The 23503-nt window shown below is 67.8% G+C and carries 21 protein-coding genes; 7 read left to right on the forward strand and 14 right to left on the reverse strand.

Features of this window, described 5'->3' with window-relative positions:
* Positions 1-122 precede the first annotated feature (122 nt).
* Positions 123-2471, forward strand: a complete 2349-nt coding sequence (locus tag BWR19_04685; protein APX92288.1) for a mechanosensitive ion channel protein MscS — start codon at positions 123-125, stop codon at positions 2469-2471.
* Positions 2472-2486: 15 nt separating this feature from the next.
* On the opposite strand, the gene BWR19_04690 is transcribed toward BWR19_04685, so the two are convergent.
* Together BWR19_04690 and BWR19_04695 are read right to left on the reverse strand one after the other, a co-directional pair.
* On the reverse strand, positions 2487-2900 hold the full coding sequence (locus BWR19_04690) for a hypothetical protein (GenBank protein ID APX92289.1): 414 nt from the start codon (positions 2898-2900) through the stop codon (positions 2487-2489).
* 1 nt (position 2901) lies between these two features.
* Complete coding sequence (locus BWR19_04695) at positions 2902-3768, reverse strand: hypothetical protein (protein ID APX92290.1); 867 nt, start codon at positions 3766-3768, stop codon at positions 2902-2904.
* A gap of 154 nt (positions 3769-3922) precedes the next feature.
* Between BWR19_04695 and BWR19_04700 the strand changes: the two genes are divergently transcribed.
* The gene (locus BWR19_04700) at positions 3923-5371 is read left to right on the forward strand and encodes a hypothetical protein (protein APX92291.1); all 1449 of its coding nucleotides are present in this window, start codon (positions 3923-3925) and stop codon (positions 5369-5371) included.
* 40 nt (positions 5372-5411) lie between these two features.
* Entirely contained in the window at positions 5412-5807 is a 396-nt protein-coding gene (locus BWR19_04705) for a glutaredoxin (GenBank protein APX92292.1), read from the forward strand.
* Here BWR19_04705 and BWR19_04710 read toward each other — a convergent pair.
* The 6 genes from BWR19_04710 to BWR19_04735 form a co-directional block, all read right to left on the reverse strand.
* Positions 5799-6224, reverse strand: a complete 426-nt coding sequence (locus BWR19_04710) for a cytidine deaminase (GenBank protein APX92293.1) — start codon at positions 6222-6224, stop codon at positions 5799-5801. The two genes, BWR19_04705 and BWR19_04710, sit on opposite strands and share 9 nt — an antisense overlap.
* On the reverse strand, positions 6221-6964 hold the full coding sequence (locus BWR19_04715) for a purine-nucleoside phosphorylase (protein ID APX92294.1): 744 nt from the start codon (positions 6962-6964) through the stop codon (positions 6221-6223). Before BWR19_04715 ends, BWR19_04710 begins: the two co-directional genes overlap by 4 nt.
* A complete protein-coding gene (locus BWR19_04720) occupies positions 6964-8220 on the reverse strand; it encodes a phosphopentomutase (GenBank protein ID APX92295.1) in 1257 nt (418 codons plus the stop codon). Before BWR19_04720 ends, BWR19_04715 begins: the two co-directional genes overlap by 1 nt.
* The gene (locus tag BWR19_04725; protein APX92296.1) at positions 8217-9545 is read right to left on the reverse strand and encodes a thymidine phosphorylase; all 1329 of its coding nucleotides are present in this window, start codon (positions 9543-9545) and stop codon (positions 8217-8219) included. Before BWR19_04725 ends, BWR19_04720 begins: the two co-directional genes overlap by 4 nt.
* Positions 9545-10339 carry a deoxyribose-phosphate aldolase gene (locus tag BWR19_04730; GenBank protein ID APX92297.1) on the reverse strand — a complete coding sequence of 265 codons (795 nt, stop codon included), beginning with the start codon at positions 10337-10339 and terminating at the stop codon, positions 9545-9547. The genes BWR19_04725 and BWR19_04730 overlap by 1 nt, the downstream gene beginning before the upstream one ends.
* An 81-nt stretch (positions 10340-10420) precedes the next feature.
* Positions 10421-11695, reverse strand: coding sequence for a nucleoside transporter NupC (locus BWR19_04735; protein ID APX92298.1), 1275 nt, complete (start codon positions 11693-11695; stop codon positions 10421-10423).
* A 252-nt stretch (positions 11696-11947) separates the two neighbouring features.
* Here BWR19_04735 and BWR19_04740 point away from each other — a divergent pair, with 252 nt between their 5' ends.
* Positions 11948-12721: a DeoR family transcriptional regulator gene (locus BWR19_04740; protein APX92299.1), complete on the forward strand. Its 774-nt coding sequence runs from the start codon at positions 11948-11950 to the stop codon at positions 12719-12721.
* Between the two features lie 13 nt (positions 12722-12734).
* Here the strand turns inward: BWR19_04740 and BWR19_04745 are convergent, their stop codons facing one another.
* The gene (locus BWR19_04745; protein APX92300.1) at positions 12735-13337 is read right to left on the reverse strand and encodes a methyltransferase; all 603 of its coding nucleotides are present in this window, start codon (positions 13335-13337) and stop codon (positions 12735-12737) included.
* Positions 13338-13518: 181 nt separating this feature from the next.
* Between BWR19_04745 and BWR19_04750 the strand changes: the two genes are divergently transcribed.
* A complete protein-coding gene (locus BWR19_04750) occupies positions 13519-14217 on the forward strand; it encodes a hypothetical protein (GenBank protein ID APX92301.1) in 699 nt (232 codons plus the stop codon).
* Positions 14218-14257: 40 nt separating this feature from the next.
* Here the strand turns inward: BWR19_04750 and BWR19_04755 are convergent, their stop codons facing one another.
* From BWR19_04755 to BWR19_04765, 3 genes are all read right to left on the reverse strand, one after another.
* The gene (locus BWR19_04755) at positions 14258-15379 is read right to left on the reverse strand and encodes a class V aminotransferase (GenBank protein APX92302.1); all 1122 of its coding nucleotides are present in this window, start codon (positions 15377-15379) and stop codon (positions 14258-14260) included.
* A gap of 106 nt (positions 15380-15485) precedes the next feature.
* Complete coding sequence (locus BWR19_04760; protein ID APX92303.1) at positions 15486-17657, reverse strand: phosphate acetyltransferase; 2172 nt, start codon at positions 17655-17657, stop codon at positions 15486-15488.
* On the reverse strand, positions 17654-18829 hold the full coding sequence (locus BWR19_04765; protein ID APX92304.1) for an acetate kinase: 1176 nt from the start codon (positions 18827-18829) through the stop codon (positions 17654-17656). The genes BWR19_04760 and BWR19_04765 overlap by 4 nt, the downstream gene beginning before the upstream one ends.
* Before the next feature lie 165 nt (positions 18830-18994).
* Here BWR19_04765 and BWR19_04770 point away from each other — a divergent pair, with 165 nt between their 5' ends.
* Positions 18995-19918, forward strand: a complete 924-nt coding sequence (locus BWR19_04770; protein APX92305.1) for an EamA family transporter — start codon at positions 18995-18997, stop codon at positions 19916-19918.
* Between the two features lie 125 nt (positions 19919-20043).
* The gene (locus BWR19_04775) at positions 20044-20547 is read left to right on the forward strand and encodes a hypothetical protein (GenBank protein ID APX92306.1); all 504 of its coding nucleotides are present in this window, start codon (positions 20044-20046) and stop codon (positions 20545-20547) included.
* Between the two features lie 83 nt (positions 20548-20630).
* Here BWR19_04775 and BWR19_04780 read toward each other — a convergent pair whose 3' ends face one another.
* Positions 20631-22148: a malonyl-CoA synthase gene (locus BWR19_04780; GenBank protein APX92307.1), complete on the reverse strand. Its 1518-nt coding sequence runs from the start codon at positions 22146-22148 to the stop codon at positions 20631-20633.
* Positions 22145-23500 carry an MCD, Malonyl-CoA decarboxylase MCD gene (locus BWR19_04785; protein APX92308.1) on the reverse strand — a complete coding sequence of 452 codons (1356 nt, stop codon included), beginning with the start codon at positions 23498-23500 and terminating at the stop codon, positions 22145-22147. The genes BWR19_04780 and BWR19_04785 overlap by 4 nt, the downstream gene beginning before the upstream one ends.
* Between the last annotated feature and the right edge of the window lie 3 nt (positions 23501-23503).

The raw sequence follows: 23503 nt of genomic DNA on the forward strand, positions 1-23503 counted from the left end.
GCTCAGCCTAACATAAGCCAGCGGCGCGACACGCTACCCTAAAGAGGGGTGATGCATGTGCCGCCTTTACCGCGGCCGCGGGTCTGTGCAGACTCTGCGGCTACCACTTGATTGGAGGAAGCATGCCGCGAGCCGCCACTGACCTGCTGTCCGACCGCCTGCTGCGATTCGGCTGGCTGCTGCTTGTGCTGCTGGCGCTGTGCCTGGCGCTGCCGCAACAGGTGGGCGCCCAGGCCTTGCCCCTGGCCGGTTTGGCCGGCGGCGAGGAGGCGGGCGACGAGCACGACCCCGAGGCGTTTCTTGAATCGCTGGACGAAGTGATCGCGACCCTCGAAGACGCCGAGCGACGCGGCTCCCTGGTCGAGAACCTGCGCGACCTGCGCGAGGCTTCGGCCCAGGCCGAGGGCGAGGAAACCGCGCTGCCACGCCAGGGGCTGCTGGGCGCCCTGGCGGATACCCTCAGCGACTTTGGCGATCAGGCAGAGGCCGGCCAATCGCCGCTCGATGTGTGGCAGACCCAGTTCGACCAGGCGCTAAGCGAGAGCCTTGAGCTGCTTGACGAGGCGAGTTCCGGAGACCTGATGCGCCTGGCCGTCGAAGCCACGGTGATGCTGGGGATCTGGGTCGGTCTGCTGATCATCCTGATGGCGGCTGCCCGGCTGGTGGCGCTGCGCCACGACTGGCCGCTACGTCTGCCACGCGAGCCCCGCGCCTGGCAGCTGGTCGTCCATCTGCTCCGCCGCCTGCTGCCCTGGCTGCTGGCGTTCCTGCTCATGCTCGGAGTGGGGCAGTTCGTGCCGGAAAGCGCCGGGCGAGCAGTGGCGCTGGTAGTAGCCTACGCGGCGCTTTGCGGCCGGCTGCTGGCGGTAATCGTCGAGGTGGTGGTGTCGGTGTTCACCCGCGGCCATCGCTTCGTGGCCGTCTCCCACCTACGCCAGCGCGCGCTGCGTCGGCTGTTTGCCATCGGTGCGCTGGTGGCGCTGGCCGATGCGCTGGAGTCGGGCTATCTGATCGAGCTGCTCGGCGGCAATCTTTCTTCGCTGCTGTCGGTACTGGCCAATATCCTCGCCGCGCTGCTGGCGGGCTCGTTCGTGATGCGCTTCAAGCGTCCCATCAAGCACCTGATCCGCAATCGCCCCTACGCCCAGCGGCACCACGCCAGCACCAGCTACGACCTGATATGGGCGCTGGGGGGGCTGTGGCACGTACCCGCGCTGCTGCTGGTCGGCGCCTCACTGCTGGCGATCTTCGTCTCGGTGGGCGATGCCGGCGGCGCGCTGACCCGGGCGATCATCTCGGCGGCGCTGCTGGTGCTGACGCTGGTGGTGACCGGGCTGATTCGCCGCCACGGCGAGACGACGACCCGGCGCAAGCGCATTTCAGAATATCGCAAGCGCCTCGAGCGTTTCGGCTATGCGCTGGCGCACATGGTCTGCTGGGTGGCGTTCGGCGAGCTCTCGCTGCAGGTGTGGGGCGGCTCGCTGCTGGGCCTCGGCCAGCAGGGGGTGGCCAGTGCGCGCATCGGTCAGGCGCTGGTGGCGATCGGTGTCACCGTGCTGGTGGCGTGGTTGGCGTGGATCTTCGCCGACACCGCGATCCAGCGTGCCCTGACATCGTCGGCGCGTTCCCGCGGAAGGCGGGTCAACAGCGCCCGGGCGCAGACCATCACACCGCTGATTCGCAACGTGATCTTCGCCACCATCGTGGTGATCGCGGCCATCGTCGGGCTGGCCAATCTCGGCGTCAACGTCACGCCGCTGCTGGCCGGTGCCGGGGTGATCGGCCTGGCGATTGGCTTCGGTGCCCAGACCCTGGTGCAGGATCTGATCACCGGTATCTTCATCCTCATCGAGGACTCGCTGGCGATCGACGACTTCGTCGACCTGGGCGGCCACCTCGGCACCGTCGAAGGCCTGACGCTGCGTACCGTTCGGCTGCGCGACCTAGACGGCATCGTGCACATCATCACCTTCAGCCAGATCCAGTCGATCCACAACATGTCGCGCCAGTTCGGCATCGCCCTGATGCGGGTGCGCATCCCCCATGCGATGAAGATCGATGACGCCATCAGCCTGGTGCGCGAGGTGGCCGATGAGCTGCGCCAGGACCCGATGATGCGCCACCATATCTGGTCGCCGCTGGAGCTGCAGGGCATCGAGCGCTTCGAGGAGGGGGCGGCGGTACTGCGTATGCGCATGCGCACCGCGCCGGTGATGCAGTGGGACGTGGCGCGCGCCTTCAACCTGCGCCTCAAGCAGCGCATGGAAGAGGATGGCCTGGACGTCGCCATGCCGCGCATGAGCATCCAGATGGAGGGGCGCCTCGGCGAATCGCTGGACGAAGGCCAGGGCGAGACCCCCGAGGCGCCCCAGGACAGCGCCGGCCGCGAGCCCGGCGAAGCCGGGGTCGCCGACCCCGAGGGCGAGACCAGCCCCAGCGGCGGCTCGCCGGACCCTGCCCCATCGCGGTGAGCGAGAGAGGCTAGTTCACAGCAGCGTGTGGCACAGCGCGGCGCCGGCCAGCACGCCGCTGGCGAATAGCCCGGCGATCAGCCAGGGGGCGTGCCACGCCCGCCAGCGGTTGTGCCAGCCGGCGGCATGGCTGAGTCGCTCGACCAGCTCATCTTGCCGTGAGCAGGCGCTGTCCGGCGGCAGCGAGAAGTCGTTGGCCACGCTGTCCTGCCAGTAGGCGCCGTGGGTCAGGCCGAGACGCGCGCGCAGCAGGCCGATGTCACTCAGGGTGGCATGCAGGGCATCGTACTCGTCGCGCCGCGAGCCGACCTGCAGCACCATCTGGGCGTCGGCCTTGAGGGCGCTGTGCTGGCAGGCGTCGATGGCGGTGTGAATCGCCTCCTGACTGGCGTCGGGGGAGAGCCCCAGGCGCTTGTAGAGGTCGCGCATCTCAGCTCACCTCCATCAGGTATTCGTAGGCGTTCTTGATGCGCTGAAAGCGCAGCGAGGCGCTGGCCACCCGCGCCTCGCCCTGGGTGAAGACGCGGTCAGGGTGGTGGGTCTGGGCCAGGCGGCGATAGGCGCGGCGAATCTCGCTGCGACTGGCGCCGGGCTGGAGCCCCAGTACCACCAAGGCATGCCGGGTACGGTCACCGGGCGGCGGCGCTTGATCGCTGCGATGACGCTGCTGGCGCCGGTGGTACTGGTGCTGGTCGCGCTGTTCACGTTCGTGGCGCTGGCGCGCCCGCTCCTGGTAGTCGCGTTCGCGGCGCTGGCGCTCCTGCTCGCGCTGGCTATGCTGGCGTTGCTGCTGCTGACGGTGCTGCTCCTGCTGCTGGCGATGATGCTCCTTGGCCTGCCAGTAGCCGGTGCGGCTAGGATCGTCGGGGTTGGTGAAGGCCTTGCCGGCCACCGCCTCGAACAGCGGGGCGAACTCGCTGGGCGCCACGCCGACCAGATCAGCCAGAAAGCGCAGCACATGGTGGTTGGCCAGCGACGGCATGCCGCCCTCCGCTGCCAGGGCGATGGCCAGGCGCAGGAAGGGGTAGGCCTGTTCGCCGTGGCACTCCTTCTGCAGCAGCTCGGCGGCGAGCTGGATGGCGGCGAGATCCTGGCTGGCGGCGATCTCGATGATCGGTTCCAGGGCATGGCCGTGGCGAAAGCCGTGGGTCAGCTCGGTGAGCCGTGCGCGTTCCGGGTCGCCGATATGGCCACGACTGGCGAGCACCCAGGCAAGCAGCAGCAGCGCTGCCGTATCCGCCTGATGGCGGCTCTTCAGCAGTAGCAGCTCGAAGGGCGAAAAGCGCGCGATGGGCATCCCTTGTCTCCACGGGGTCGCAATTATTGATTATAGGACGTGGCAGCGCCACATGGTCGCCCCGCCTCGCGGTGAAGGCAAGTCCGGCGGCGGTCAGCGGTGGCAGGATCATGGTATAACCGAAGAGTGGGACAGTGTCCGCCAGGGAGCAACGATGGTCAGCGTCGAACGCAAGGAAGGTTTCACCCTCAAGATCTCGCGGATCCTGCGCGAGTCGACCACCCATCGTCTCGACCTCTATCTGTTCGTGCCCGGCGAGCTGGGGCTCTCCTCCGATGTCATCGCCGAGAATGCCTTCTATCACAGTGCGATCCACGTCAAGCGTACCTACTACAGCGATCGCCACCAGCTGCCGCTGGTGCTCAGCCGGCTGGCGCGGCGCGGCTCGCTGGACAGCGATCAGTATCGTCTCAGCCTGAGCCTCTACGCTTACCAGTACGTAGTGGCTCTCGAGCGCGGCGGCCGCGAGCTCCACGATGCCAAGCGCGAGGAGGAGCGCGGCGAGGATGAGGCGACGGCTCAGGCCGAGGCCCGACAGGCGAGCATCGAGGAGCTGGTCGAGCTGGCGCTGGATATCCTCAAGCGGCTGCGCCGTTCGCGTCCGGAGGACGCGCGGCTGCACAAGTATTTCGCCAACGTCGACAACTATCTGTCGTGGTTCACCGAACAGCGGCTGCTGTCGCTGGTGGCGCACCTGCCCCGCGACCGTCACTACAAGGCCAACAAGGCACGCCTGCTGGCGATCTGCCAGGCCGAGAGCGACTATCGCCAGGCGCAGGAGTACAACTCGGCGCGGGTCAATCGCGACCCGACGCGGATTTCCAACAAGATGCGCCTGCTGCGGCGACTGATCGAGTATCCGGTGACCCTCAAAGAGACCACCCAGGAGCTCGGCGGTGGGGAGGAGAAGGCGGTCAAGGGGCTGGCCACCGCGGTGGTGATGATCTTCGTCTCGCTGGGACTGCTGCAGGCCCGTGAGAGCATCGGCGATATCACCGCGCTGTTCGTGCTGGTGCTGGCGGTGCTCTATGCGCTGCGCGAGGTGTTCAAGGATGACCTGCGCACCACCCTGTGGCGCTGGCTGCGCAAGGGCCGGCCCAAGTGGCGGCGGCAGTACTTCGACGTGCACAGCAACCAGCTGGTGGGGCGCCAGCTGGAGTGGTTCGACTACCAGCGCTTCGCCAAGCTCGACGAGACGATCAAGACCGCGCGCAAGCGCAACGTGGCCCAGCGTGAGGAGATGGTGCTGCACTACCGCTCGAATTCACGCATGTCGCCGACGCGTTTTCTCAGCGGCTACGAGCAGACCCGCGAAACCCTGACCCTGGATCTTGCGGTACTCTCGCGGCTGATGGACAAGGCCTCGCACCATGTCTATCGGGTCAAGGATGGCCAGGTAGTGCGCGAGAGCGTCGAGAAGCGTCACCTTATCAATCTGGTGACGCGGGAGCGTATCGGCGACGGTGAGCCGGTGATCCAGCGCTGGAAGGTGGTGATGAGCCGCTCCAAGATCGTCGATATCGAGCCCGCCGAGCCTGGCCATCCGGCGAGCAGTGCGACCACCGGCCGCGACTCGGCGGACAACACCGGCGGCCGAGAGTGATAGACTGTGGCCCGACATTTTCGACTGGACAGACTCGCCTATGAGGCTCGTACTACGCTATTTCTTCCGCACCCTGCGACTGCTGCTGGCCCCGGTGATGCTGATCGCCGAGAAGCTCAGCACGCCGCAATCGGTAGAGCGCACCGATGAGCAGCAGGCCGAGGTGGATCGCGCCTGTGAATCGCTGGCGCTCTACCAGTTCCGCACCTGCCCGTTCTGCATCAAGGTGCGCAAGGAGATCGCCCGGCTGGGGCTCAAGATCGAAATCCGCGACGCCCAGCTCGACCCCGACCACCGCCAGGCGCTGCAGGAGGGCGGCGGCAAGGTCAAGGTGCCGTGCCTGCATATCACCCACGACGATGGCAGCGTCGAGTGGCTCTACGAGTCGGACGCCATCAACGCCTACCTGCACAAGCGCTTCGGGGCGTCAGCCTGACGACATCGGCGAGGGCTTGCCGATGTTCTCCGGCCCGAAGGAGTCGGGCAGCAGTTCGTCCATGCTGTAGGACTTGAGGTGCCGGCCGTTGGCGTCGAGGACGTCGATGCGGGTGTCGCGGCCGGCGAATTCGCGGATGCGCTGGCGGCAGTCGCCGCAGGGCGTGCACAGGTGTTCGCCGGGGCCCATCACATAGACCTGGCGAATCTGCTGGCGGCCGCTGCCGACCATGGCGGCGATGGCCGAGGCCTCGGCACACAGCCCCTTGTAGTTGGCGATCTCGACGTTGCAGCCGAGAAACTGGCTGCCGTCGTCGCTCTCCACCAGTGCGGCGACCGGATGCCGGGAGTAGGGCACATAGGCGTGCCCCTGGATCTCCCGCAGGCGTTCGACGATATCCCGCGATACCTCGCTCATGGCGTTACCCCTGTTGAGTGGCGTGCGGCGTCGTCGCGCAGTACCGCCTCGAGGGCGATCTCCATCATCTCATCGAAGGTGTTCTGGCGTTCGCTGCTGGACAGCGAGTCGCCGCGCACGATGTGGTCCGACACCGTGCACACCGTTGCCGCCCGGGCGCCGAACTCGGCGGCCACGCCGTAGAGGCCGGCGGCCTCCATCTCCACGCCGACGATGCCGTAGCGGCGCATCAGCTCGACCATCTCGGTCTGAGGGTTGTAGAACAGGTCGGCGGAGAAGATATTGCCGACCTTGACCGGAACGCCCTTGGCGGCGGCGGCATCCACCGCATGGCGGGTCAGCTCGAAGTCGGCGATGGCGGCGAAGTCGTGGTCGTTGAAGCGCAGCCGGTTGACCTTGGAATCGGTGCAGGCGCCGATGCCGATCACCACGTCGCGGACCTTGATGTCATCGCGCACCGCGCCGCAGGAACCGACCCGGATCAGCGTCTTGACGTCGTAGTCGGTGATCAGCTCCTTGGCGTAGATCGAGACCGAGGGGATGCCCATGCCGTGGCCCATCACCGAGATCTCGCGGCCCTTGTAGCGGCCGGTGTAGCCGTACATGTTGCGCACGCTGTTCACCTGGCGCACGTCGTCGAGGAAGGTGTCGGCGATGTACTGGGCGCGCAGCGGGTCGCCGGGCATCAGCACGGTGTCGGCGAAGTCGCCGCGTTCGGCGTCGATATGCGGAGTGGCCATCACGAGGCTCCTTGGATGGGGGTAGAGAGAAAGCTTTTGCCGTCGGCCATGGGCGCCAGGCCGAAGTGGCTGGCCAGGCTCTGGCCGATATCGGCGAAGCTGTTGCGCTCGCCCAGCGGGCCCGGCGCCAGGCCGGCGCCGCGAGCCAGTACCGGCACGTACTCGCGGGTGTGGTCGGTGCCGCGCCAGGTGGGGTCGCAGCCGTGGTCGGCGGTGAGGATCAGCAGGTCGTCGGCGTCGAGGCGTGCCAGCAGCTCGGGCAGGCGGGCATCGAAGCGTTCGAGTGCCGCCGCGTAGCCGGCCACATCGCGGCGGTGGCCGTAGAGCATGTCGAAATCGACGAAGTTGGTCATGATCAGCACCCGCTCGCCCGGCGCCCGGGTGGCACTGCGCGCCACCTCGGCCAGGGTGGCGTCCATCAGCGCATCGTGGCCGCTGGCCTTGACCGCCCGGCCGATGCCGCAGTGGGCGTAGATATCGGCGATCTTGCCCACCGAGACCACCTCGCCGCCGGCGTCATGCAGCCGCTGCAGCACGGTGGGCGAGGGCGGCTCGACGCTGTAGTCGCGGCGGTTGGCGGTACGCTGGAAGCTCGCCGCGTCGTCGCCGGCGAAGGGCCGCGCGATCACCCGGCCGATATTGTAGGGCTCGAGCAGTTCGCGGGCGATCTCGCACAGCCGGTAGAGGCGCTCGAGGCCGAAGTGCTGCTCATGGGCGGCGATCTGGAACACCGAGTCCGCCGAGGTGTAGACGATCGGCTTGCCGCTGGCGACGTGCGCCTCGCCGAGCCGGGCGATGATCTCGGTGCCCGAGGCGTGGCAGTTGCCGAGCACGCCGGGCAGCTCGGCTTCATCGATCAGCGCCTCGAGCAGCGCGGCGGGAAAGCTGTGCTGTTCATCCGCGAAGTAACCCCACGCGAAGCGCACCGGCACGCCGGCGATCTCCCAGTGGCCGGAGGGGGTGTCCTTGCCCGAGGAGATCTCCCGGGCGTGGCCGTAGGCGCCTGCGAGCCGAGCGGGTAGCGTGATGCCCGCCGCTAGGCTGCCGCTGCTGTCGCGGTGGGCGTGGAACAGCCCCAGGCGCGCCAGGTTGGGCAGCGCGAGTGGCCCGGCGCGCTGCGAGGTGTCGGCCTCGCCGCGGGCGCAGGCGGCGGCGATATGGCCCAGGGTGTCGGCGCCGGCGTCGCCAAAGGCGGCGGCGTCCGGGGCGGCGCCGATGCCGAAGGAGTCGAGCACCAGGACGATGGCACGGGTCATGAAGCCTCCCGACGAATAGCGTCGTGTATCAGCATGGGCGGCGTCGCGGCGGCGTCGCCCAGGGTAATGGCGGCGCGCAGCTGGGCGACGGCGCGTTCGGCGCTGGCCTCGTCGCGGGCGTGAATCACCGCCAGCGGACGCTCGGCGTCGACCTGTTCGCCGATGGCGGCGATCTCGCTGAGGCCGACGCGGTGGTCGATGGCGGCACCCGCCTGCAGGCGGCCGCCGCCGAGCTCGACCACCGCCATGCCCAGCGCGCGGGTATCCAGGCGCTGCACGATGCCCGGCGCCTCGGCGTGCACGGTGACGCGCAGTGGCGCCTCGGCCAGATAGCGGGCGGGGCGTTCGAGCAGGTCGGCGGGGCCGCCGAGCCCGGCCACCATGCGCGCGAAGCGCTCGGCGGCGGCGCCCGAGGCCAGCGCCCGCTCGAGTTTATGCTCGGCGTCATGGCGATCCTCGGCCAGCCGACCCTGCAGCAGCATTTCCACGGCCAGGGCGCGGGTTACCTCGAGCAGCCGGCTGTCGCCTGCATCGCCGCGCAGCAGGCGCAGCGTCTCGCGGATCTCCACGGCGTTGCCGGCGCAGGGCGCCAGCGGCTGGCTCATGTCGGTGACCAGCGCGGTGGTCGGCGTGCCGGCCTGGCTGGCGACCTCGGCGATGCGCGTGGCCAGCTCGAGCGACGCCTCGTGGGTGGGCATGAAGGCGCCGCTGCCGCTCTTGACGTCCATCACCAGAGCATCGAGGCCGCAGGCCAGCTTCTTGCCCAGGATCGAGGCGACGATCAGCGGCATCGACTCCACCGTGGCGGTGACGTCGCGCACCGCATAGAGGCGCTTGTCGGCGGGGGCCAGGTCGGCGGTCTGGCCGATGATCGCCACCCCGACCTCCTTGACCAAGCGCCGGAAGCGCGCCTGGTCGGGGCCGATGTCGTAGCCGGGGATCGCCTCGAGCTTGTCGAGGGTACCGCCGGTGTGGCCCAGGCCGCGCCCGGAGATCATCGGCACATGGCCGCCGCAGGCGGCGACCCATGGGCCCAGCACCAGCGACACCAAATCGCCGACGCCGCCGGTGGAGTGCTTGTCGAGCACCGGACCGGGCAGGTCGAGGTCGTCCCAGGCGAGCACCTGGCCGGAGTCGCGGGTCGCCTCGGTCAGCGCCACCGTCTCGGCGTCGTCCATGCCGTTGAGGTAGGCGGCCATGGCGAAGGCGCCGATCTGGGCATCGCCGATCTGGCCACTGGCGATGGCCTGGATGAAAGTACGCAGCGCCTCGGCCGGCAGCGCCTGGCCGTTGCGCTTGGCGCGTATCAGCTCCTGGGGCAGCATCAGTAGCCTCCCGGGGTACCCGACCCTGGCGCCTCGACGGCTTGTTCGACACCCAGGGTCTCGAGCAGGTTGTCGAGCAGGCTCGAGGCGCCGAAGCGGAAGTGCGCCGGGGTCACCCAGTCGGCGCCCATGATGCGCTCGGCCAGCGCCAGATAGGCGGCGGCGTCTTGCGCGCTGCGCACGCCACCGGCGGCCTTGAAACCGACATCGGTGCCGCTGCGCTTGATCGCCTCTAGCAGCAGCTCGGCGGACTCGAGGGTGGCATTGACCGGCACCTTGCCGGTGGAGGTCTTGAGGAAGTCGGCGCCGCCGGCGATGGCCAGCTCGCAGGCCTGGCGGATCAGCGACGGCGTGGCCAGCTCGCCGGTCTCGAGGATCACCTTGAGGGTCGCCTCGCCGCAGGCGGCCTTGCAGGCAGCGACCAGATCGCGGCCGAGCGTCTGCTGGCCGGCCATCAGCGCGCGGTAGGGGAATACCACGTCGACCTCGTCGGCGCCGGCGGCGACGGCGTCACGGGTCTCGCGCGCGGCGCGGGCGATGTCGTCGCCGCCGGCGGGGAAGTTGGTGACGGTGGCGATCCTGACCCGCTGGCGCAGGCCGCGCTCGCTGAGCCCGCGATGGGCGGCGGCAATGAAGGCCGGATAGACGCACAGCGCGGCGGGAGCACCGGCTGGGGTATCGGCCTGGGCGCAGAGTGCGGCGATGCTGGCGTCGCTGTCGTCGGCGTTGAGGCTGGTCAGGTCCATGAGGGCCAGCGCCCGGCGGGCGTCGGCCTGAAGGGGAGTATCGGTCATGGCAGTGTCCGTGGCGTCATTGAGAGGCGTGCAGTGGCGCTGCGGCGGCGTGGCCGCAGCGCTCGTTCATGGTATCGCGGGTCAGCCCATGGCCCCCAGGGCCAGGAAGAAGCCGGCGATGGAGGCCGACATCAGGTTGGAGAGGGTGCCGGCGAGCACCGCCTTGAGGCCGAAGCGGGCGATGTCGTGGCGGCGGCTCGGGGCGATGCTGCCGAGGCCGCCGAGCAGAATGGCGATCGACGACAGGTTGGCGAAGCCGCACAGCGCGAACGACAGGATCGCCATGGTGTGGGCGCTCATCGCCTGACCGGTGGCGGCCACCACCTGTTCGCCGTCGAGGTAGGGCGCCAGGTTGATATAGGCGACGAACTCGTTGACCACCAGCTTCTGGCCGATGAAGGAGCCGGCCAGGGTCGCCTCTTCCCAGGGCACGCCGAGCAGAAAGGCCAGCGGCGCGAACAGCCAGCCGAGGATCAGCTCCAGGCTCAGCCACTCGGCGCCGAACCAGCCGCCGATGCCGCCCAGCATGCCGTTGATCAGCGCGATCAGGCCGATGAAGGCGAGCAGCATGGCACCCACGTTGGCGGCCAGCTTGAGGCCCGAGGTGGCGCCTGCCGCGGCGGCGTCGAGTACATTGGCGGGGCGGTCCTCCTCCTCCTTGAGACGCTCCTCGGCCTCGGAGACGCTGTCTTCGGGCTCCTGGGTCTCGGGCATGATCAGCTTGGCGAACAGCAGCCCGCCCGGGGCGGCCATAAAGGAGGCGGCCACCAGGTACTCCATGGGGATGCCCAGCGCGGCATAGCCGGCCAGCACCGAGCCGGCCACCGAGGCCAGCCCGCCGCACATCACCGCGAACAACTGCGAGGGGGTCATGCGCGCAATGAAGGGACGCACCACCAGCGGCGCTTCGGTCTGGCCGACGAAGATGTTGGCGGTGGCCGACAGCGACTCGGTGCGCGAGGTGCCCAGCGCCTTCTGCAGCGCGCCGCCGAGGATGCGGATCACCCACTGCATGATGCCGATGTAGTAGAGCACGGCGATCAGCGACGAGAAGAAGATGATCACCGGCAGCACCTTGATGGCGAACACGAAGCCGACGGTGTCGGTATCGGCCAGGCCGCCGAACAGGAAGTCGATGCCGTCGTTGGCGTAGGTCACCACCTGGCTGACGGCGTCGGAAATCGCGTAGAGCACGGTCTGGCCGAACGGCACATAGAGCACGAAGGCGCCGATGCTGGCCTGGATGGCGAAGGCGCCGCCCACGGTGCGCAGGCGGATGGCGCGGCGGTCGGAGGAGAACGCAAGGGCGATCAGGATGAGGGTGGTCATCCCGACCAGGCTCATAAGGAGTGTCATAGGAGATCCTTCGAGTCGGGCTGGTGAGCGAGGGGCGGTGGTTCTGTGAAATCTATAACATGTGCTGTTATTTTTCTAACATTCTTTGTGCTGGGGCGTCCCGCGTGGTGTGCTTTCGACGCTGGACAGCGCCTGGGACAGCGCCTGGGACAGTGCCTGGGACAGCGCCTGGGACAGCGCCGCAGTGGAAATTCGTCGACGCCTGGCTCAGCATGGAGCGACACGTCATATCGATCTGGAGGTGGGGGTTAGATGAACGGCCGAAGCGCCATGCGCCTGGCCCGGCTACAGGATGTCCTGGCCGGGGGCGGTACCATTCATCTCAGCGAGGCGGCCAAGCTGTGCGGCGTCTCGGAAATGACCATTCGCCGCGACGTGGCGGCCAGCGACGGGGCCATGACCTTTCTGGGTGGCCACCTGATGATGGCCGACAACCCGCAGTTCGCGCCGCTCTACGACCTCGACGAGCAGCGCGGCAGTCACTACCTGGCCAAGCAGCGGCTGTGCCAGGGCGCGGCGTCGTTCATCGCCGAAGGCGATACGCTGTTCATCGACTGCGGCACCACCCTGATGCCGCTGCTGGGCATGCTCGGTGAGTTCGAGGAACTGACCGTGGTGACCTATGCGCTCAACGTGGCCAATGCGGTGGGCAGCCTGCCCAATGTTCGGCTGGTGCTGCTGGGCGGGCTCTATCACCACAGTTCACAATCGTTCGGCAGCGGCGAGATGTACGACGCGGTGCGGCGGCTGGGGATCAACAAGGCATTCATCTCGGCGGCGGGCGTTGACCTGGAGCGCGGCGTGAGCTGCTTCCATTTCCACGAGGTGGCGCCCAAGCAGGCGGCCATCGAGAGTGCCCGCTACCGTATCCTGGTGGTCGATGCCAGCAAGCTGGGCATCGTGCGTCCCGCGCTATTTGCCGAGCTTGGCGCTTTCGACATGGTGGTCACCGATGCCAAGGCGGCACCGGCGCTGAATACCCGGGACGGCGGCGAGCGTCAGCCGCCGCGGGTGATGGTGGCCTGAGAGCCGCAGCGGTTCACGGCTGGCAGAAGTAGACCTGGGCAGGCGGGATGTTGAGCGGCTCGAAGCCGCGCCGCACCTTCTGGTAGGTGCGCTGAAGATCGGGCAGGACCTTGGGGGAGAACTGATAGATCAGCAGCTCGCCGTGGGCGGCGAGAGCCTCGCGGGTGGCGTTGAGCACGCCGTGACGCAGGCCCTCCGGCATGGTACTGAAAGGAATGCCGGCAACCACGTAGTCGGCGGCGGAGAGCTCGCGCTCGGCGAGAATCGTCGCCACGTCCTCCGCCGAGCCCGGCACCAGCTGCAGGCGCGGGTCGGGTAGCGCGGTGCGCAGGTAGTCGACGAAATCCTCGTTGGTCTCGATGGCCACCAGGATTGCTTCGGGGTGCATGCGGCGCAGGATTTCGCGGCTGATGGTGCCAACGCCGGGACCGTACTCGACGATCACCCTGGCGCGCTCCCAGTCCACGGGCTCGAGCAGGCGGCGAATCAGGAACGGTGAGCTGGGTATGATCGATCCCAGCATCTTGGGATGCTTGAAGAAGTTGCGTGCAAATAGCGACAGCTGCTGGCGCTGAGAACTCGGTGTGGCGGCGGTCTTGCGTTCTTCTACGTTCATGCATCCATCCCGTGGCAAGTGAGCGATTCTCCCACTCTAGGCCATGGCGGTGCCGAGAGGAAATTTCCCGTTGCGTTGAGTGCCGCGCTTGTCGTGGATCAAGGTCGTTGATCTCGCCCGGCTGCTAAGCTCAAGGGATCAGGGGACGATGGTTCGTCGCCGCGTTGAGGAGGACCTCACCATGCAAGCCTTCGATGTCATGACCCACGATGTGATCAGCGTCTCGGTGGATACCGAGGTGCGCGAAATCGCCGGACTGCTGCTCGAGCAGCGCATCAGTGCGGTGCCGGTGGTCGGCGCCCAGGACGAGGTGCTGGGTATCGTCAGTGAGGGCGACCTGATGCGCCGGGTCGAGACCGGCACCGAGCGGCGCAGTTCGTGGTGGCTGACCAACCTGTTCAGCGGCACCCAGAGCGCCGGCGAGTACGTCAAGTCCCACGGCCGCAAGGCGGGGGAGATCATGACCCCCAACCCGGTGACCGTCGCCGAGGACACTCCCCTCGGTGAAGTGGCCAAGCTGCTCGAGAAGCACCATATCAAGCGCGTGCCGGTGGTCCGCGATGGCCGCCTGGTGGGTATCGTCAGCCGCGCCAACCTGCTACACGGCTTGGCCATGGCGGGAGTCAGCCAAGCGCAGGCGCCGAGCAGCGATGATCGCGACATCCGCGCCGCGATCATCAAGGAGCTCAAGGACAACACCAATGTGATGACCGATCACCTCAACGTGATGGTCAGCGGCGGTGAAGTGCAGCTATGGGGGCTGGTGGAGAGCAAGCAGGAGAAGCTGGCGGTACAGGTGGCCGCCGAGAACGTCAGCGGCGTGACCCGGGTCGAGAATCACCTCGGCTTCATGCCGCGGGGTGGACTCAGCGGAACCTGAACGCGCGGCGCCGCAAGGCGCCGCGCGGGCTTAACCCGCCTCAGTTCAGGCGGGTAAGCGCCGACTCGAGCGCGGCCACGCTGCGCTCGACGTGGTGCAGCTTGTCGAGGCCGAACAGGCCGATGCGGAAGGTGCGGAAGTCGTCGCCCTCATCGCACATCAGCGGCACGCCGCCGGCGACCTGCAGGCCGGCGGCGGCGAACTTGGCGGCGATGCCGGCATCGTCGCAGTAGCTGACCACCACGCCCGGCGCCTCGAAGCCTGGCGCGGCGACGCTCTTGAAGCCGTGGGCGGCGAGCAGCCCGCGTACCCGCTCACCCAGCTCGAGCTGTTCGTCACGCACCTTGTCGAAGCCGTAGGCCTCGGTCTCGGCCATGATCTCGCGCAGCCGGCGCAGGCCGTCGGTGGGCATGGTGGCGTGATAGGCGTGGCCACCGCTCTCGTAGGCCTGCATGATCTCGTACCACTTGCGCAGGTCGGCGGCGAAGCTCGAGCTGGTGGTGGTCGCCAGGCGCTCCAGGGCGAGCGGCGACATCATCACCATGGCGCAGCCCGGCGAGCCGCTCCAGCCTTTCTGCGGCGCACTGATCAGCACGTCGACGCCGGTCTCCTGCATGTCCACCCACAGCGTGCCGGAGGCGATGCAGTCGAGCACCAGCAGGCCGCCAACGGCATGCACGGCATCGGCCAGGCGGCGGATATAGGCGTCGGGCAGTAGCATGCCGGCGGAGGTCTCGACGTGGGGCGCGAACACCACGTCGGGGCGTTCGGCCTCGATGGTGGCGACGGCCTCGTCGATGGGCACCGGCGCGAACGGCGCCTGGGCACCGTCGCCCTGGCGGCGCGCCTTGAGCACCGTGGCGCTGGCGGGAAGATCGCCCATCTCGAGGATCTGCGTCCAGCGGTAGCTGAACCAGCCGTTGCGGATCGTCAGGGTCTTGTTGCCGGCGGCGAACTGGCGCGCCACGGCTTCCATGCCGAAGGTGCCGCTGCCCGGCACGATGGCCACCCCCGCGGCGCCGTAGACGCGCTTGAGGGTCGTCGAGACGTCGTTCATCACGCCCTGGAAGGCTTGCGACATGTGATTGAGCGAGCGGTCGGTGTAGACCACCGAGTATTCGAGCAGGCCGTCGGGGTCGACGTCGGGCAGTAGTCCGGGCATGGTCAGCCTCTTGGTATCAGCGTGGCGTGGATAGCTCTAGCCTAAGGGCATCGCGCCCGGGGAGCCAGGCGGATGCTGTCGAGATGGGCGGTATCAGCAGCAAAATCTACTGTGCGGCCTGGATGGCGGTCAGTGCGATGGTGTAGACGATGTCGTCGACTAGGGCGCCCCGCGAGAGGTCGTTGACCGGCTTGTTGAGGCCCTGCAGCATTGGCCCCACGCTGACCACCTTGGCGCTGCGCTGCACCGCCTTGTAGGTGGTGTTGCCGGTGTTGAGGTCGGGGAACACGAACACCGTGGCCCGGCCGGCCACCGGCGAGTCGGGCGCCTTCTGCTTGCCGACGCTGTCGATTGCCGCGGCGTCGTACTGCAGCGGGCCGTCGATCAGCAGCTCGGGGTCGCGCTGGCGGGCGATGCGGGTCGCCTCGCGGACCTTGTCGACGTCGGAGCCGGTGCCCGACTCGCCGGTGGAGTAGCTGATCATCGCCACCTTGGGCTCGATGCCGAAGGCCTTGGCCGAACGCGCGCTCTGGATGGCGATCTCGGCCAGCGCCTCGGCGTCGGGGTCCGGGTTGACCGCGCAGTCGCCGTAGACCACCACCTGCTCGGGCAGCAGCATGAAGAAGATCGACGACACCAGGCGGTAGTCCGGGGCGGTCTTGATCAGTTGGAATGCCGGACGCACGGTATTGGCGGTGGTGTGCACCGCCCCCGAGACCAGGCCGTCGACCTCGCCGCGATGCAGCATCATGGTGCCCAGCACCACCGTGTCCTGCAGCTGGGCCTCGGCCATCGGCTCGTTGATCTTGCCACGGCGGCGCTCGACCATGTCGGCGACGTAGTCGTGATAGATGCTTTCCGGGTCGATGATCTCGAGCCCCTCGGGGAGCTCGATGCCGCGGCTGCGCGCCACGCTCTCGACCTCCTCGCGCTTGGCCAGCAGCACGCAGTCGGCGATGCCGCGGCGCTGGCACAGCGCGGCGGCCTCCACGGTGCGCGGCTCGCTGCCCTCAGGCAGCACGATACGCTTGTGCGCCTGCTGGGCCTTCTTGACCAGCTGATGGCGAAACGCCGACGGCGACAGGCGCCGGACATAGCCGCGGCTGAGATGATCCTTGAGCCACTGCAGGTCGATATGCGCGGCGACGAAATGGGCCACCTGCTCGGCACGCTCCAGGTCGTCGGCGGGGATCTCGTTGCTCATCCGGGTCAGGTTCTGCACCGTGGTGAAGCTGTCGGTATCCACCGCCAGCACCGGCAGCCCGGTCTTCAGCGCCGGACGGCAGGCGTCGATCATGTCGTCGTTGGGCAGGTAGCCGTTGGTCAGCATCACCCCGGCCAGCGGCGTGCCGTTCATGGTCATCAGCGCCGCGGCGAGTACGATGTCGTCGCGGTCACCGGAGGTGACGATCAGACTGCCGGGTTTGAAGGCATTCAGCGCATGGGCGGCGCTGCGCCCGCACAGGCTGGTGCTCAGCACCCGCCGACTGGCGGCCTCGCCCTGGTTGAGCCAGCGCGCGCCGAGCGCCTCGGCGACATCCCGGGTGCGTGGCACGCTGAGGGTGTCGCTGAAGGGCACCACGCCGATCAGGTGGAAGCGGTCGGTGGCCAGCGCCGGGGAGTGGCGGCGCAGCTCCTCGAGTAGTCCGGCGTCGAGGGTCACGTTGGCGGTGCCCGGGGCGATCGGCTGCTCGCTGGCCGGCGGCGCGGGCAGGCCCTTCATGCGCATCAGGATGCAGCCCATGGTGCGCGTCGAGCTGACCCCGCCGAAGCTGCGCGAGTGCATGTCGAGCTGATCGGCCAGCTCGCGGGGATCGGCCAGGTCACCGCTGCCGACGAAGATGATGCGAGCATTGAGGGCGTGGGCCAACTGGGCGTTGAGCTGGTTGGCGTAGGTGCTGTGCTCGGTGGGCACCAGGCCTTCGACCACCACGATGTCCTGGGTGGCATCGGCTAGGCTAGCGGCCTGCTGATGCAGCTCGATCACCGACTCCAGCAGCTCGTCGAGCTGGTCCTCGCGCAGCAGGCGTTCGAGGCGCTCCTGGGTGATCGGCTCCGGCGGCGTGCGGCCCAGGGCGCGGGCGACCAGGGCGCTGGAGCGGTCGGGGCCGCTGCCGTTGAGCTCGCGCTGCATGAACGGCTTGAGGAAACCGGCCTTCATGCCGATGAAGTCGAGCGCCTGGATCAGCCCCAGGCAGGCCGAGGTGAGGCCGGCGCCCACCGAGGTGGGCACCAGTAGCAGGGTCTGGACCTGGCGGTTATCGGGTAGCGGGGTCATGCCTGGCGCTCCAGCAGTTGGCGGGTCTCGTGGGCGATCTGGCCCTCCTCGTCGGTGGGGATCACCCACAGCAGGGGGCCGTCGCCTGCGTCGATGCGGCCCTCGCGTCCGCGCAGGGTGGCCCGGTTGGCGGCGTCATCCAGGTTCAGGCCGAAGTGCGGCAGGGCGGCGATCACCTTGGCGCGTACGCGGGGCGAATTCTCGCCGATGCCGCCTGTGAAGATCAGCCCGCTCAGCGTCGGCAGCGCACAGGAGAGCGCCGCCAGCGACTTGGCGATGCGATAGCAGAACACTTCCAGCGCCAGGCTGGCGCCGGCGTGGCCGCGCTCGGCGGCGGCCTCCAGTTCGCGCATGTCGTTGGTCAGCTCCGACAGCCCCTCGAGGCCGCTGCGCTGATTGAGCATGGCGTCGATTTCGTCCAGCGACCAGCCCAGCTGACGATGCAGGTGCGCGTGCAGCCCGGGGTCGACATCGCCGCTACGGGTGCCCATCACCAGGCCCTCCAGCGGCGTCAGGCCCATGCTGGTGTCGCGGCTCTGGCCCTGCCATACCGCGCAGGTGGAACAGCCGTTGCCGAGGTGGGCGGTGAGCCAGCCGTGGTCGCTACCGCCGGCCAGGGCGTCGGCGCGCTGGCTAACGAAGGCGTGGCTGGTGCCGTGGAAACCGTAGCGGCGAATGCCGTGCTCGCGATACAGCGACGCCGGCAGCGCGTAGCGGTAGGCGTGGGCCGGCAGGCTCTGGTGGAAGGCGGTATCGAAGACGCCGACCTGGGGCAGCTCGGGGTAGAGCTCCCGGGCCGCCGCGATGCCGGCCAGGTTGGCCGGGTTGTGCAGTGGGGCCAGCGCCGAGGTTGCCTCCACCGCGGCGATGACCTCGTCGTCGAGCCGTGAGGCACGGGTAAAGTGCTCGCCGCCGTGGACGATGCGATGGCCCACGGCCAGCGGGGTGTGGCCGTCGAGGCGGGCGAAGATCGCCGCCAGTGCCGTGGCGTGGTCGGCCCCCGGCAGCGCCACCTCGTGCACCTCGCCCCGGGCATCCTTGGCCTTGAGGCGAGCCCCCTGGCTGCCCAGCCGCTCGGCGATGCCCTCCAGGCGCGGCGTGTCGTCGGCGGGAATCAGCGCGTACTTGATGGAGGAGGAACCGCAGTTGATGACCAGAACGGGAGCTTGCATAGCGCGACCTGTAGCGTATCGAACGAGAGCATTAGACCTTAGTATAACATTTTCCACTGGCGCCTGAACCGATAGCGGTAATCCCTACGCTGCAGCACTGGGTTTGGCGTGGGATTTATGCTCTGATACTCAATTGAATTAGCCTGCTATCGATTGGATGACCGAATGCCCGCGACCGACCCCAACGCTGCACTGCTGCCTCGTCACCTGGCCATCCTGCTGCTGCTCAGTGTGGCATGCCTGTTTGCCGCCAACCATGTGGCGGCGAGACTGGCGTTCGACGATGGCACCGGCCTGCTGCTGGCGATCATGGCGCGTTCGAGCCTGGCGCTGGTGGTGCTGGGTGTGCTGCTGGCGGTCAAGCGCAGGCCGCTGACGCTGCCCGCCGGAAGCTGGCCCTGGCAGCTCGGCGTCGGCTTGCTGATCGCGCTGCAGAGCCTGTTTCTCTATTCGGCGGTGGCGCGGCTGCCGGTGGCGGTGGCGCTGCTGCTGATGAACACCTTTCCGATCCTCTTGGCGCTGCTGACCTGGGCGCTGGGCGGCGCCCGCCCGACGCTGCGTGCGACCCTGATCATGGCGGTCATCCTGGTGGGGTTGGTGGTGGTGCTCGACGTGCCCACCTGGCTCGCCGACCCGGCGCAGATGGGCGACGACTGGGTCTCCGGGGTGGCCTTCGGCATCGGTGCGGCGGCGGTGTTCTCCTGCGCGCTGTGGATCACCGACCGGCGCCTGGCGCGGGTCAGCAATACCCTGCGAACCTTCCTGACCATGGGCGTGGTGCTGCTCAGCATGCTGGTTGCCGGCGTGGCCGGGCTGGTGCCCGGCGGCCTTGCGCTGCCCGCCACGGCCAGCGGCTGGAGCGGCCTCACGGCGTTGGCACTGCTCTACGGCATCGGCTTCTCGATGCTGTTCGTGTCGTTGCCGCGGCTGAACATGGCGCGCAATGCCCCGGTGATGAACATCGAGCCGGTCGCCTCGCTGGTGCTGGGGTATCTGGTGCTGGGGCAGATGCTCGGCCCGATCCAACTGCTGGGCGGGGCCATCGTGCTGGGTGGGATAGTCGTTCTAGGGCTATCGCGTCGCGCCTGAAGAGGCTGGGCGACACTTAGTGCACGAACGGTGAAAATGAAGTTCTCTCATTTGTCTTTCGTCGAACGGTGATCCACACTTACCGCGAGTTAGAAAACGCTGTTTTCAAACAGGAGGTGTGTGTGATGAAGAGACTACTTTCGGCAAGCGCTATCGCCATGATCGCCGCCGTGGGTGCCAGCGCGGCTCACGCCCAGCAGGCGCAGACCTTCTACCCGCAGGGCTATGTCGGCGGTGACGCCATGTTCTGGGATCTCAACCCCGACCAGGGCACCAGCCGTGATGACGTGGGCCTGCGTCTGCGCGGCGGCGCCCAGATCAACGACTACTTCGCGGTCGAGGGGCATCTCGGCGGCGGTGGTTCCGACGGCCCGGTGGAGCTCGACTACCTGGTGGGTGCCTATGCCAAGGGTATTCTGCCGGTGGCCGACGAGATCCGCCTCTACGGCCTGGCCGGCTTCACCGAGGTCGATTTCGACGTCGACCGCCAGAGCGGCTTCTCCTACGGCGCCGGGGCGGAATTCGACGTGGCCCAGAACCTCTCGGTGGGGGCCGACTACATGCGCTATCTCGACAAGTCGGATTACACCTTCGACGCCGCCAGCGTCGGCCTGCGCTATCGCTTCTAAGCGCTTGCGTCAGGTGTGATATCACCGCGCCCCCGGCCATTGGCCGGGGGCGCGGTCGTTGGTGGCGAGGAATCGCACGTCGCTCAGCGGTAGGTGGCGTCGTACTCGCGGCGCAGCTGGTTCTTCTGCACCTTGCCCATGGTGTTGCGCGGCAGGCTGTCGACGAAGAATACCTTCTTGGGCTGCTTGTACTTGGCCAGCCGGCCGCCCAGGTGCGCGAGCACCTCGCCCTCGTCGAGGGTGGCCCCCGCCTGGCGCACCACCACCGCGGTGACGCCTTCGCCGAAGTCGGGATGGGGCAGGCCGATCACCGCCGACTCCTGCACCCCATCGAGTTCGTCGATCAGCTGCTCGACCTCCTTGGGGTAGACGTTGTAGCCGCCGGAGATCACCAGGTCCTTGTCGCGTCCGACGATATGCACATAGCCCCGCTCGTCGCGCATGGCCAGGTCGCCGGTGATGAAGAAGCCATCCTCGAGCAGTTCCTCGCGGGTCTTCTCGGGCATCCGCCAGTAGCCGATGAAGACGTTGGGCCCGCGGATCTGCAGCATGCCGATCTCGCCCTGGGGCACCTCGGCGCCGCTCTCGCGGTCGGTGATGCGCATCTCCACGCCGGGCAGCGGCATGCCCACCGTGCCGGCACGACGCTCGCCGTGATAGGGGTTGGAGATATTCATGTTGGTCTCGGTCATGCCGTAGCGCTCGAGGATGGCGTGGCCGGTCATGGCCTCGAAGGCCTGGTGGGTCTCGGCGGTGAGCGGCGCCGAGCCGGAGACGAACAGGCGCATGTTGGCGGTCAGCTCAGGCGTCAGGCGCGGGTCCTGTACCAGGCGGGTATAGAAGGTCGGCACGCCCATCATCACCGTGCCTCGGGGCAGTTCCTCGACGATCACATCGGCATCGAACTTCGGCAGGAACAGCATGCTCGAGCCCGCCATCAGGGTAACGTTGCAGGCCACGAACAGGCCGTGGGTATGGAAGATCGGCAGGGCGTGAATCAGTCGGTCTTGGGCAGTGAAGTGCCAGGCGTCGGCCAGGGTCGCGGCGTTGGAGCCGAGGTTACGGTGGGTGAGCATGGCGCCCTTGGAGCGCCCGGTGGTGCCCGAGGTGTAGAGGATCGCCGCCAGGTCGCGCTCGCCGAGTTCGGCGATCGCTTCGCGGGGCGTGGCCGCCGCGGCCTTGTCCATCAGGCTGCCGTCGGCAGCGCTGCCCAGCGTTTCCACGGCGGGGCAGCCGGTCTCGGCGGCGAGTTGGCGCGCCTCGTCCAAGGCGGCGGGGCGGCAGACGAACAGTGCCGGCTCGGCGTCGTTGAGGAAGTAGCGAATCTCCTCACCGGTGTAGCCGGTATTGAGCGGCAGGTAGACCGCTCCGCTGCGCAGGCAGGCGAGGTAGAGCAGGATCGCCTCGGGACTCTTGTCGACCTGCACCGCGACCCGGTCGCCTGGCGTTACGCCCAGCTCTCCCAGGGCGCCGGCCAGGCGGGCGCTCTCTGTGAGGGCATCGGCGTAGGAGTAACCCCGCCCTTCGCGGGTGTTGATGAAGTCGGCGTCGCCGCGCGCCTGCATGCGCTCGGCAAAGGTCGCGAAGAGGTTGTGGTTCATGTGGGACTGTCTCCGGTGATCAGCTTCCGAGCGCGCTTGGCGAGATCCTTGACCTCGCTGGAGCGTGCCACACTGGCGTTGGCGCTGTAGTTTTCATGGTTGCGCTCGATGTCATCGAGCACGTAGAGGTAGTTGACCATCAACCCGGCGGCTTGGCTAAGTCCTTTGTCAGAGGTGTCACCGAGCCAGTTGATGCGATGCAGCTGCGCCCCGTTGCCGAGGTGGAAGCGAGCCACTGGGTTGAGCGGCAGTCCACTGCGGTGCTTGGCCTCCATCAGATACCTTGCCGCCAAGGGCTTTATGATGGCGGCCAACTGATCGGCGAGTTCGGGCTGTCGATGCCAGTCTGGTGTTTCTAGTGCCTCGAGCGCGTTGCGCGTAGCACTGGTAAGGCTGTCGCTCTCACGCTGCTCGTTCAGCCACTCGGCGAAGCCGGGCACCGGCGACAGCGTAACGAAGTGCTTGACCTGTGGTAGCTCCTGCTTGAGTTCCTGGACCACCTGCTTGATCAGGAAGTTGCCAAACGATATGCCGCGCAGGCCGGTCTGGCAGTTGCTTATGCCAAAGAAGGCCGCGGTATCTGCGTCCTCGGGCTCTTCCACGCCGGTGTCTTCGCCGGCCAGGATCGGCTGGATGCGGCTCGGTAGCCCCTTGTGCAGCGCCACTTCAACGAAAATCAGCGGTTCGTCGCCGATCGCCGGATGGAAAAAGGCGAAGCAGCGGCGGTGGCGGGCGTCGAGGCGTCGGCGCAGATCGTCCCAGTCCTGGATCTCGTGTACCGCCTCGTAGCGGATGATCTTCTCCAGGATAGATGCTGGGGTGTTCCAGTCGATACGTCTGAGCACCAGGAAACCGCGGTTGAACCAGGAGCCGAACAGGTGGGCGAAATCGGCATCGATGGCCTGTAGCGCGGGGGCCTCCTTGAGTTGGCTGAGCAGGTCCTCGCGCATCTTGACCAACTGGTAGGTGCCGCCACTGGCCAGGTTGAGGCGCCGGAACAGCTCTTGTCGACGTGGCTCACAGGCACCGAACAGCGCCTGCAGGCTACTGTTGTCTCGCGCTTCGCGGTAGGCCGAGTAGGCGGCGTCGATCTCTGCCGGGTCGGCAGCGAGCGCGTCTGCCAGGGCGTGGAAGAACGCTATCTTGTGGTCGTCATCGAGTTGCTGGTAGATCGCCAGCGCACGGCTCGCCTGGGTGATGCTGGAGGCTTCGCCGTCACTCTCCAGCAGATCGTGGCACACCTCGACTAGCACGCTGTGGTCGTGAACGACGGCATCGCCCTGGCGCCGCCACAGCAGCGCGTCGCGCTGGGTGATGTTGTTGAACAGCTCCTGCAGGAATGACATGTTCATGGT

It is taken from the genome of Halomonas sp. 1513 (assembly GCA_001971685.1).
Classification (GTDB): domain Bacteria; phylum Pseudomonadota; class Gammaproteobacteria; order Pseudomonadales; family Halomonadaceae; genus Franzmannia.